Annotated in this window: 15 protein-coding genes; 4 read left to right on the top strand and 11 right to left on the bottom strand. The window is 53.2% G+C overall.

Annotated elements, in window-relative coordinates:
- Window positions 1-15 precede the first annotated feature (15 nt).
- The 5 genes from ACW6W5_RS09790 to ACW6W5_RS09770 all read right to left on the bottom strand — a co-directional run bounded on the left by ACW6W5_RS09790 (window position 16) and on the right by ACW6W5_RS09770 (window position 3,253).
- Entirely contained in the window at window positions 16-951 is a 936-nt protein-coding gene (locus ACW6W5_RS09790) for a hypothetical protein (protein WP_152153965.1), read from the bottom strand.
- A 136-nt stretch (window positions 952-1,087) separates the two neighbouring features.
- A complete protein-coding gene (locus tag ACW6W5_RS09785) occupies window positions 1,088-1,294 on the bottom strand; it encodes a hypothetical protein (protein ID WP_152153963.1) in 207 nt (68 codons plus the stop codon).
- A 47-nt stretch (window positions 1,295-1,341) separates the two neighbouring features.
- Entirely contained in the window at window positions 1,342-1,854 is a 513-nt protein-coding gene (locus ACW6W5_RS09780; RefSeq protein WP_152153961.1) for a hypothetical protein, read from the bottom strand.
- A 306-nt stretch (window positions 1,855-2,160) separates the two neighbouring features.
- Window positions 2,161-2,727 (bottom strand): hypothetical protein, encoded by a 567-nt coding sequence (locus tag ACW6W5_RS09775; protein WP_152153959.1) that lies wholly within the window; start codon window positions 2,725-2,727, stop codon window positions 2,161-2,163.
- A gap of 4 nt (window positions 2,728-2,731) precedes the next feature.
- A complete protein-coding gene (locus ACW6W5_RS09770; protein ID WP_152153957.1) occupies window positions 2,732-3,253 on the bottom strand; it encodes a hypothetical protein in 522 nt (173 codons plus the stop codon).
- A 291-nt stretch (window positions 3,254-3,544) separates the two neighbouring features.
- Here ACW6W5_RS09770 and ACW6W5_RS09765 point away from each other — a divergent pair, with 291 nt between their 5' ends.
- Complete coding sequence (locus ACW6W5_RS09765; protein ID WP_152153955.1) at window positions 3,545-4,417, top strand: lysozyme inhibitor LprI family protein; 873 nt, start codon at window positions 3,545-3,547, stop codon at window positions 4,415-4,417.
- Window positions 4,418-4,486: 69 nt separating this feature from the next.
- Window positions 4,487-4,978: a hypothetical protein gene (locus ACW6W5_RS09760; protein WP_152153953.1), complete on the top strand. Its 492-nt coding sequence runs from the start codon at window positions 4,487-4,489 to the stop codon at window positions 4,976-4,978.
- A gap of 44 nt (window positions 4,979-5,022) precedes the next feature.
- Here the strand turns inward: ACW6W5_RS09760 and ACW6W5_RS09755 are convergent, their stop codons facing one another.
- The 5 genes from ACW6W5_RS09755 to ACW6W5_RS09735 form a co-directional block, all read right to left on the bottom strand.
- Window positions 5,023-5,547 carry a hypothetical protein gene (locus tag ACW6W5_RS09755; RefSeq protein WP_152153951.1) on the bottom strand — a complete coding sequence of 175 codons (525 nt, stop codon included), beginning with the start codon at window positions 5,545-5,547 and terminating at the stop codon, window positions 5,023-5,025.
- 71 nt (window positions 5,548-5,618) lie between these two features.
- Window positions 5,619-6,266 (bottom strand): hypothetical protein, encoded by a 648-nt coding sequence (locus tag ACW6W5_RS09750; RefSeq protein ID WP_152153950.1) that lies wholly within the window; start codon window positions 6,264-6,266, stop codon window positions 5,619-5,621.
- A 9-nt stretch (window positions 6,267-6,275) separates the two neighbouring features.
- A complete protein-coding gene (locus ACW6W5_RS09745) occupies window positions 6,276-7,616 on the bottom strand; it encodes an ankyrin repeat domain-containing protein (RefSeq protein ID WP_152153948.1) in 1,341 nt (446 codons plus the stop codon).
- 132 nt (window positions 7,617-7,748) lie between these two features.
- The gene (locus ACW6W5_RS09740; protein WP_152153946.1) at window positions 7,749-7,979 is read right to left on the bottom strand and encodes a hypothetical protein; all 231 of its coding nucleotides are present in this window, start codon (window positions 7,977-7,979) and stop codon (window positions 7,749-7,751) included.
- A 115-nt stretch (window positions 7,980-8,094) separates the two neighbouring features.
- Window positions 8,095-8,487 (bottom strand): hypothetical protein, encoded by a 393-nt coding sequence (locus ACW6W5_RS09735; RefSeq protein ID WP_152153944.1) that lies wholly within the window; start codon window positions 8,485-8,487, stop codon window positions 8,095-8,097.
- Window positions 8,488-8,662: 175 nt separating this feature from the next.
- On the opposite strand from ACW6W5_RS09735, the gene ACW6W5_RS09730 reads away from it, so the two are divergent.
- Window positions 8,663-9,037 (top strand): hypothetical protein, encoded by a 375-nt coding sequence (locus tag ACW6W5_RS09730; RefSeq protein ID WP_152153942.1) that lies wholly within the window; start codon window positions 8,663-8,665, stop codon window positions 9,035-9,037.
- A gap of 237 nt (window positions 9,038-9,274) precedes the next feature.
- The gene (locus ACW6W5_RS09725) at window positions 9,275-9,829 is read left to right on the top strand and encodes a hypothetical protein (RefSeq protein WP_152153940.1); all 555 of its coding nucleotides are present in this window, start codon (window positions 9,275-9,277) and stop codon (window positions 9,827-9,829) included.
- 112 nt (window positions 9,830-9,941) lie between these two features.
- On the opposite strand, the gene ACW6W5_RS09720 is transcribed toward ACW6W5_RS09725, so the two are convergent.
- On the bottom strand, window positions 9,942-11,262 hold a 1,321-nt coding region (locus tag ACW6W5_RS09720), incomplete at its 5' end, for an ankyrin repeat domain-containing protein (protein WP_458233641.1).

Genomic DNA, 11,262 nt, shown 5'->3' with positions numbered 1-11,262 from the left:
CAATCTGTATGCGTGTCATTTGACCACAAATGGCTTCTTGATTAAAGACGGTCCAATGTTCTTGAGGTCTTCATTATTCGTGTGGGAACTGGTGGACGCCGACGGCTCCTGCCCAGTCAAATCGAAGACTTTCAAAATCAGGCCAGAGCGAACATTGATGACAGCCAGCTTTTTAAGAGATGCCGTTACTAGAGTTTGTTTTTCTTCCGACTCGAAGGGCCAATCAATTTTCGGGAACTCGTAGTCAGTGTGCCTCCCCACATACGGACTCACGGCACCGTACAGGTAAACCACATCAATATCGTCCTTCTGGGCACGCGCATCGGCACCACTCATTTCAACATCCGCACTCAGCGAAAGCGTTTCATACGAAAGCCCTGGCAGCCCCCCAGCTTCTACCACTGCTTTCTTATCGAAAGCAACGTAGTACGCGTCGCGCTTAGTTTTTGTGACCGTCAAGGACACCCCATAAGCATTGCTTGCGTCATAGACGCTTTTGCGAACGTTTCGCTCGCCCCCATAGACCTTTGCAATTTCGTGGTGTTTCTCACCATCGAACCAACGCCCACTGTAGGTACTAAGTGCGCGCACCCGCAGAACTTGAGCATCCGCATTGAAGTCATCAGCTAAACGTGCGCCTGCGCCGATCACACATAACGCACCGTCTCGCAGAGCAGATGGCTTGCTGCTCAGCACGTTCGCCGTACGCATCTTGAATTCATCGTGGGTTTCGTACTGATCTTTAGGCGATATGTTCCCTATCGCTGCAACCACGGCCACGACCGAATGCCCTTTGAACTTGGGACCGAGACTCAGCCCCTCTTCCAATACGCAGCCTTGCGTCAAAGGCATGTAGCCTCCGGCTGGCTCCTGACTACTGGACTTTGGCGCACCAGCGGCAGCCGGAATTACAGCCATGCCGATGCACAACAGCAGCAAACGTTTGAACACTGATGACTCCTGAAGTAGCGGGCGCACCAACACGTGCTGGCACGGCCTCGCTGATAAAATAAATTAAGGCACCGAAACCATCGGAGTTCGGCGAGAACTTCCCGATTGCCACCGTGTTGCAATGGTGCTGGTGTCGTTACGACTTCCCGGACTTGGCCCGCTGGCGATCTTTTCCTTCTTGAATCATCCGCGCCACGGTGCTGTCCAGAGCCGCCTGTTGTTCCGTAAGCCTCATCTGACGCGCGTGCATTTCCGCCGCACCCTTGGGATCAAACCGGCCATCAACAAAGTTCGCCGGATTTTCCTCGGGGAAATCCTCAAAATAGTCAGACCACTCGCCCATGTCCTGCACTCCCGATTGATTTGATTAGAGAGAACGCTTCAATTATTTTAGAACGGGTTGGATGTCTTCTGCACGTAGTTGATGCTGAGACCATTCAAGGTCGTCCGGCGTTGGCTGTAGCGGCGTCCCAGGCAACCGTCAATCACGTAACTTGAAATATTCGTCCGAACTTCACGGTTGTCCACGTCCTGGCTCCATGAGTATTCGTAGGTCCCGTTCTTCACCTCAACAACTCCACCCCCAGCCGACGGGCAGCGTTCGGTGGTCGTTCGATCCGCAATCTTCGCAGGGCCGTACTTCTCAGCCACTTGATTGGCAATGGGCTCAAGCGCTGGACCGTCGTCATGCCAACTGACGTACACGCCCTGCAGCTTCCCCAGACGGAAGGTCAGCACCGCCTTGAGTGGCGTACCGCTCCAGGGCGTATGAAGCAGAGTGTCAAATTTCTCCTCGCCCATCTTGATGATCGCAGGCGCGTTGCCGGGAGGCCGGTAGGTTGTCAGCGGGGCGGCGATGCGCACGCCACCCTCCGGAAGCACCTCAACCTCTTCTTTGCTCATGCCCAACTTCAAAGGGCCAATCCCCAAAGGCCCATCCGCGAAGCATGGCACGGACAACGCCAGCAGGGAGGACATCAAGACGGTACGGAGAGAGACAAGGTGCCGAGATCGTTTCAGTGCTGAAGATGGCATGTTCACAACGTCCTTATTCGATGGCCGCATCATAGCCCCAAGACCAGCGGTTTCACATCGCGGCGATTACTGCATCTGGTGTCAGGAACCTTATGGCGCACGCACGTTGCATGCCCAATCCAGCTGCAAAGGGCCTCCGCGTTTCGCTGGCCAGCCGCGACACCTCATAATCGATTACGGTCCACTCGATTTCTTGCTCGTCAAGTCCAAGATGGTCAGTACATGACTTGCACGTACGCTTACGTTGCTAATGCGGTCCAATATGTCTGGGAGATTTGTTCGATAGAACGCAGGCGACCCACTGCGCTCAATGGCCGGTATTGAGTTAAGAAATCGATCTAGATCCATCAACTCAAACGCCAGTTCGCGTACATCCGGCGCGAGCGGCCCTAAGTCACTCAGCACCAATGAGATATTGGACAGCACTGAGGAAATCAGCGGCTGGAAATTCCCATCGGACGGATCGATGTTGATCACGGGATCGTCATAGTCGTAGTCAGGGGAACTGGTCAGCACGTGCCAATCCATCGAAGTATGTAGCGCAGATAGCGGACCAGTAAGCCTGAGGGCCCCGTTGAGCATGCGCTCTCGCTGCTCAGCTTTAGCTTTACGGGATTTCAACCATTCGATGAACAGTGGTACAAATACGGCGATCAGGATGGCTCCAACAGAACCTACTGCTTGAACCAGAGCCGCCTGCTCAGACACCTCCAGAGCGCACCATGAGGCCAACTTACACATTCACTTACTCCGGCAGGCGCGCGTTGTGAGGCGCAAACTTCACAAAACCATCTTGATTCAAGCCCACAATCTTGGATGTGAGCGCGTACTGGTTCACATATATTTTGACGGGCCTGTCGTTCTCAATAGTTGCCCATTGACGCGCGAAGCCGTGAGCAACCGCATCTTTTTCGCCGTCCGAGCGGAACTCCAGGCGGTCGTGGCGGTAGTGCAGCCCGACGACCTCGGCATCGTCACTGCCACCGAGCGCCACAATCAATTCACGCTCGGAGCCCGAAGAAAGGGTCTTCAGGTCGTCCAACGCGATTGGAGGAAGTTCATCAAACCACTTCACCCGTCGTTGGTCGCGGGTCAGAAGAACACGGTCTGCAATTGCATCGGTGAGCTCACGCAAAGCTGCGATGTCCCTACCCTGCTGACTGGCTCGCTCCCGAAGTTCCAAAATAATGCGGTCGCGAGCTGCAACCACCTGGAACAGCACAAGTACAACAAGCACAAGAATCACTACGCCGACGAACTCCGTCATTGCGCCCCCCCTCCGTTTTGCTGAGTCTAGCGCAGGCAAGGTGTAAGTCCACACCCATGATTTGACATGAAGCCGCACCCCGCAAAGGGGTCGGCAGACACCCAATCAAAGAGCAGGGTTGCGAGCTCTCAAGCGACTGCAACGCGGCCCCATACCCGCGCAGGAGCAGAAGCACTCACGCGCGGATCCTCAAGTTCAAGACCATGCGGCCGATAGTGTTTCCGCTAAAGGGAAGCATCGCGCTGCCCTGAACTCATTGCCAGCGTGACTGGCCCAATCAGGTGATCCAGGATGGAATCGACCCCCGTGTTGCGCTTCATGCGCAAAATAACCCCATACATCACTGCAGTCTTTGCAATGGTGGCGTTGGGCACAACTGCCCACGCGGCAAGTTTTGATTGCGCGAAAGCATCGACGCCTGTCGAAAAAATGGTGTGCGGCAGCGAGCTCCTTTCGCAACTCGATTCAGCATTGGCCGATGCGTACGCAATGGCACGCGGACGCGTCATGGACGATGGATCACTGCTCAGAGCAGAACAACGCCAATGGATCGCCAGCCGCCGGAACAGTTGTGACTCAGAAGCTTGTCTTGAGGCCGTGTATCGGGCACGAGTCATCGAGCTGCGTCTTGTGGGCGGCTACGAGGACGAAGCGCAGATCGCCGCGTCGCTTCCAGGCGCAATCCAGATTGCCGCTGAGCCAGTGGAACCAGTGGCAGAACCAGAACCAGAGCATCGGCATGTTGCTGAGACATCAGATGATCTGAACACGTCAGGCGAAGGCATCAGTGAAAACGACCTGATATCAGATCCCGTTGCAGCGGATGAAAGTACTGCGACGACGATGGAACAGAACAGGCAACCCCAAAATAAAAGCACGCACTGGAGCACCTACGCAATCGGCGCGATCCTTGTCCTGGGCGTCGGCTTTCGCGCGGTTGGCTTCTATCGCCGAGACATCAAAAAGCAGTGCCCAAAGTGCAAGGAAGCGGGCGCGCTGGAAAAACTCGGCTCGCGTATCGTGAACAGAAGGCGTAAGTCACGCTCAACCTCAACGGGCGACCGGCTGACCACAACAACGGAATACTGGCGCGCAAAATATAAATGCCAAGCCTGCGCTCATCACTTTGAGCACGCTTACACTGAGTCGTATCGAAACAACTAACATAGAGGCGCGGAGCCTGAGGCTTTGCGGGTTAGCGCCCTCGAAGGACCATTGCTTAGGAATGCGTGCGTGCCTATCAACACAGACGAACTCACCGACAGGCAGCTTCTAGAACTCCACTGCTCAGTGATGGAAGCACTGCGCCAAAGGGGCGTGGTGCGCTCATCCAACAACCCTGTGGCGGACTACACAGAGATGTTGGTTGCCCGTGCACTCAACGCTGCATTGTCCGTCGGCTCACAGGCGGGTTACGACGCAGTGGGCCAGGACGGGACCCGCTACCAAGTCAAGGCGCGCAGATTGACAGCCGCCAACAAGAGCACCCAGTTGAGTGCGATCCGAAACCTTGGCGGCGACCCTTTTGACCAACTGGCGGCTGTGGTCTACGACAGCAACCTCGTCGTGCAGTACGCCGCACTTATCCCCTTAGACGTGGTCAAGCAGTTGGGACGCTTCACGGCTCACACCAACTCGCACACGCTGCTTTTTCGGCGTTCCGTGTTGGACGAACCCGGCGTCGTGGACATCACCAGCCCAGTGGTGGAGGCAATGGACGCATGAAAACACAGTTGGAACACAACGCGCGTTGCTGACGCCAGCGCCTATCAACCCAAAAGAAAAAAGCCTGCGCCGACGATGCACGCACCCGCCAAAACGTATGGCCAAACGCTGACCTTGGGTTTGAGCTGCTGCTCGGCAACCAGTTGACTGAAAATCGTTCTACGAAATGCGTGCATCGAGTGGGCAATCATCAGGATGGTCGTCAGATATTCCTGATCGCTGTCGAAGCTTGATTTGTACTTCATGTCTCTGAGAAGCAAGTTGACTACAGCACCCGAAATCGCTGCGGACTTTGAGTCATTGCCTTGCTGCATCGACAACATGGTAAACGCCTGCGCGGCGTCAGCGGCGTCCCTGAACGAATAGTTGAACTCGCCACGGTTGAAGGTCAGCGCCACACCGTTCAAGCGACCGGCAAAATACTCGGCAAATTGCTGGTTGTGGGCTCGTACGACCACCTGGCCTGCCGCAAAAGCCGCCGCCACTGTCTGAGCGTCAGCCCCAGGATCATTAGCCTTGTCCATCAGCGGTTGCAGCCGCACAAGGTCAAGAGCAAGTTCGGGCGTCATCTTCAATTCGTTCGTCCATGAGATAGGCTGATTCAATCATAGCCGAAGTTGCGGAGCACGAACGCACGAAATTACATTCTGCGACGCATTGGCCTGCCGCAACCGGCATTGATGGATGTCAGTATCTTTCGCTTCTGCAACATGCAGGCGATGGCGTCCAGATGGTCACGCATTTCCTCGGAATGACAGGGCATTTCCGCGCAGTCGGCTATGGGCCGGCTGTTTAGATCCGCCCCCAGGGCGACCAGCGCACTGACGCCAGCAAAGTCATCTCGCCATGCTGCCCTGTGAAGCATCTGGTTGAGATCCTGCTGCGTCAACTTTGGCGTCGTGCTAAGAACAGTCTGGAACAGCGGATCGGTGAATCCTACACCTGCGCGGCACAGCAATTCCCAGCATTCTCGCGAGCCAATGGCTCCCTTACGAAGAAGAACATAAGCGTAATCCCAAGCCCTCCACTGGCACGCCACTTCAAGTTCGCAAGTCATCATTGACGGGTTGTCGGCATCAAACCAAAAGTTGAAGTATTCCACGATGAACCGGTCTTGGAGAAGCTCAAGGAGGGCTGCTTTATTGCGCAATCGAGGTGAACACCAGTGCACTTCGAGCTCACGCTCAAAGACTTTCATCTCCATAACGTCAGCGAACTCAGTGTCACGCTCTTGCATGGTGTCGTACTGAAGTACATCTCGTTGAAATGATCCGGAGACAATGCGCACAACTTCACCTCACATTCGGCGAGGCTGAGGTGCGGGAACAACGTTACCGTCAGTATCCGCATCAGGCGTTCCCAACAGACTATTGCGTTGGCGAATTGACGGCGCACGCTCGATCAGATCGACCCAGAGAAACGCGCCAATCTTACGCTCAGTGAAGTAGTCATCCGCAGTCTTGCCGTGTCGTTTAACCGTGGGATCCGCCCCATGGATGACAAGCAACTCCTGCATGTCTTTTGAGCACACGCGAAACAATAGGTTGTGATCGATTTTGACCCGCTTGTCATCCAAAAGCGCCTTGACGTAGGGAATGGCGTCATCTCGAACCGCGCACTCAAGAAGAGTCAATTCAACTTCATTGACAAGTTGCCCTGGGTTACGAGCCAGAGGAAGCAAGGCGTTAAAAGCATATAAATTATTGGCGTAGTAAGCAGCAAACAGCGGATTGCGGCAAGGACTGGCATTGCGATAATAAGCGCTCAATTCGAAAACAGCGTTGAAAACATGAGTATTGAAATTGCGAATTGCCACGTTTAGAACCGTTTCGCCGTTTTGCAAACTTCTAGAAATATCGACGCCCGAGCTCCGCAGTACCTCGCACATCATTGGAGAACGCGCACCACCTAAAACAGACATTTCATTGAAGGAATAATTTACATCCGCTCCACCCTTTATAAGGGCTTCCACAAGCGCCTTATTATCCATTTCAACAGCGATCATGAGTGGCGTTTTCATTTCCAAGTCAACTGCATTCACTTCCGCGCCAGCACCCAACAGCATCTCAACGAGCGCCAGATTCTGCTGCGATACCGCACTGAGCAACGGTGTCGCGTTCCGGATTGCGAACACATCCGTTTTGTATGCGCAAGAAACATCCAAAGACACATTGACTTGTGCCCCCGCATCAATCAAAGCACGCGCAAGCGGCTCATTGGCTGTGGCGACGAAGTAATGTAAAAGTGTCATATTGTGGTCCAAATCATTCCCGCCTTTGAAGGTCCGCCACTTGCGAGTATCAGGGTCCTCAAGTGCGAAGATAAGTTCCTGAGCGCGCTGAATATCCGAATCGCTTACAGCGTCCATGACTTTGCAAACTCGACTGAAGTCACTCTCGTTGTCTGGAATCTCATCATCTTGCTGGCCACCAACCACTTCAGGCTGCCAGTCCTCCTGCACGCTTTTCAGCGCTCTTTTACCAAAACACGCATCAACCTTGCTTAAGATATTTCGCTCAAAGAACAGGTTGGAATGGGCACCGAGCCAAGTGAGACCCAGCGTGATCTGATTGATAACACACAATGCGATAAATGCCAATGCGGCAATTGTCCATACAGACGATAAATCAATTTCCATACATACTCCAAAATGCTTAGTTACCCCAGCTAAACAAATTGGCCGCAACTGTCAAGCTCCAAAATTATTTTGCAATTGTACGACCAAAAAAAGCCCGCAATGCGGGCTTATGCTTTTGATGACAGACTTCCTCTAGTAGCTCGAACGCCACCGCTGCTCCTTTTGATACTTGTCGATGCTGCGGATCATGCTGCGCATACCGAAGAAGAACGGGATTCCGCCGCAGATCACAAAGCCGAGCAGCCCGGCCAGCGGGCCCAACTCCATGCTGCCCCAGAGTAAACCGCCGCCCAGGAAGCCCAGAATTCCCGAATAAAAGCAGATCCAACCGGTCCCAATCAATGCGTTAATGAACACCTTCATTGCTTTACCTCCATTTTTAGATGACTTCAAAAAAACAGTATTTTGAACACTGTCAACCCCTGACAGCGATCTAGCTCTCAATTAAACCAAGAGTCAAGCTCTTTGACTGGACGTATTACATACGGCTCTTTGCACGCTCAACCGAGCTGTGTGTTTCATCAAGCTCCGCGCCAATTGCCTGCTTAGACCGCATAGCGGCGCGTATTGCGGCATAGCTTTCCAATTGAGCGATAGTTGCACTAAAGAGACCAAATGTTTGGGCTACGGCTGCTGCGTCGTACGGGGTGATCTTCAGACCATTGTTGAGCTCAGCAACAAATGGCGCGCAATCACTTCGCCAAAATGGCAGACAAGAGATGTCGGGAGCGTATTGGTCCAGTGCCTCCAAAACAGCCGCGATCATGCTCCCATCCAGCAGCGGGTCAGTGGCAGGGTCATAGTCATGAGCCAGACAGTGCAAAAGGGTTTCTTTTGATTTCGTAGCAACACATTGAACCTTGCCTTTCATACGCACACCCCGATAAATAACAATTTATTGAGCTAATCAAATATTCTTCAACTGTCAAGCTAGCGCCCACATTTGAAAGCAGCTTGACAGCGTCGAAGGAATTGTTATTTCTTGAGTTCACACATGGCGCGCGAAGCTGGTGTAAGCTCGCGAAAAATGACAGGGAGGTATGCACATGAACTTGCTCGACAGCACCGGCCGTACAATCATTAGCAGCGGCCAGGACACGTCCAATTTAATCAACGAAGCAACCCAGCGCGCTGGAGGCGCAAACGAACTTAAAAAGATCAAGCTTGACCAACAAGAGGAACGGTTGAGCAAACTTGAACAACGCAACGCGATGGAGAACGTGCGGACGATCCAAGAGCAAGCGCGTCTCATTGAAGAGCTGCAAAGCAAGCTGCGCCGCGCAGAACGCGCGAGGGACGTGCTGCGCGATTTGGCGGCAGATATCGTCGTGGACCGCGCAACCATTATGCGGACACTGGATTTCCTAAAAAACAAGTGGCAGGACCTACTGGCGAGAAAGAATTTGACAGCGACTTTGTGAGGGTTCAAAAAGAAGAGGAGGATAAAATTAACTCGGACGTTGAACGACAAAACAAGGCCTACAAATTGGTGGACAATGTAAGTGCAAGCTGGTCCAATCCTGAGTCAGTGCGCCGCCGCCGCCAGCCCAAACCGCTATCTTCGGCTACCACCCCACCCATCCCGATCTCCAACACCTAGAACAGCACACGGGTAGCAGTAATCGAAAAATCGTGAAAAGTGACAGGGAGGTATGCACATGAACTTACTCGACAGCACCGGTCGCACAATCATTAGCAGCGGCCAAGAAACGTCCAATTTAATCAAGGACGCAACCCAGCGCGCTGAAGGCGCAAACGAACTTAAGAAGATCAAGCTTGACCAACAAGAGGAACGGTTGAGCAAACTTGAACACCGCAACGCGATGGAGAACGTGCGGAAGATCCAGGAGCAAGCGCGTCTTATCGAAGAGCTGCAAAGCAAGCTGCGTCGCTCCGAGTCCAAACGGGAAGTTCTTCGTGATTTGGCGGCTGACATCGTCTTGGACCGCGCTTCCATTTCGCAAAGCATTCAGACTTTGAAGCTGAAATGGGCGCAGCCTGAGCAACAGGAGCAATTTCAACAAGACTACGTGTCCGCGCGCGCTGAAGAGAAAGTTCAGATTGAGGGCGACGCGTTGCGCCAACACGAAGCCTATGACCTCGTTGATACGGTTGCCGCATCCTGGTCCAATCCTGAGTCAACGCGCCGCCGCCGCCAGCCCAAGGTTCAATCTTCGGCCACGCCTCCACCCATCCCGACCTCCAACACTTAGAGTGGTAAGCCAGAAAAAAATGAGCCCCGATATCGGGGCTTTTTTGTCTGTATTTACGAAAGACTTAGTAAACAAAAGGCCAGCATTTGCGCTGGCCATATTGTTGCGACGTTTACATCTTGCGTTGTCGAGTGGGTCTTTCAACAGAAGTCGTCAATTCGCCCGACTCACCCAGCGATTTCATTATCGTTGACCGTTCCATAAGCGCCACGACATCGTTTTTTTCATACTCCCTAGCACGCTCCAGGGGTGTTTTACCACGATTATTGGCAGCGGAAGGATCCGCACCACTGTCCAAAAGCAGCTGAACCAAAGGCGCAGAGCTAGAGACTGCATAGTGCAGAGGTGTGTTTCCACGATGATCTTGAATCGTAACGTCTGCCCCGCTCTTAATCAAGGACTCAACAACCGCACATTTTCGATCATTGATCACTGATGCATCCTCATTTTGCGAAGCAGGATCCATTGGTCGAGCAATCTCCTGCTTCCAAGTCCCCGCTATCACCAACGCCAACGCATTTTTTTGTGAGAACATCCCATATTCTTTCTCGGACTCAATGTTAGGATCAGCCCCAGCATCTAGCAAGATATTGATGCGCTCTTCATACACGCCTTCCGCGTCAATAATATGCGCGGCGGCCCGTGCCAAGTGCGCCCCAGTTGTCATGTCGGTGCCGAAACGAACCAGTGACTTCAAGTAGTCAACATTGGAATTTGCAACTGCAAGGTCCGCGAGAGTACGGCCATCGGAATCTTTTACAGCAGTGTCGAGCCCAGCCGCCAGCAGGATGTCAAGGCACTCCGGAGAACTCTTTAAAACGATTTTACCATGCGCCAGCGGTGTCGATCCATTTCTATCTTCATTGGGATCCGCGCCCTGGGCTATGAGCGCTTTCAATGTGTACGGGTTGGAAGTCTGGTTAAGGTCTTTCGATGAAAAGCTCACTCCAGTCTGAGCCATGTGCTCAACCAACTCCGTTGTATCGCCTTCATATCTCCACATGTTGACGCGAACCTTTCCTGTAGCGTCTCCTCCAGCCTTCACCAGCGTCATCGCCTTTTCAGCCGATGACGCCGCTTCAGTAATACTGGTTGATGCATCAAAGTCAGATTCGCCGTACAGTCCTGATGTCGAGACTTCATGATTCAATTCCGCACCGAGATCCAGAAGCACGCGCATATTATCGCTGGACACCTCTGGATCTTTAGACGCCAAGCCCAAGGCGGTGCTCCTGATATTGCTAATGTCGTTGATGCTTGTTGAGGCACTCAAGCTGTATTGCTGGTCAATTGGCAGACCAACAAAGAAAGCTTTTACGTCATCGGGCGTGCCAGTCTTTAGCACGGCCATAACGTCCTCAGCGGTCGCTTCGCGCTGAACAGTTGTATTTATGGTGTCGCCGTGGGCGGTGTTCGTGATGTCTTTCATGGGG

This window comes from Stenotrophomonas sp. IS26 (assembly GCF_054188265.1).
Note: the sequence above shows the minus strand (reverse complement) of the source record. Positions and strands in the feature narration are given on the sequence as shown.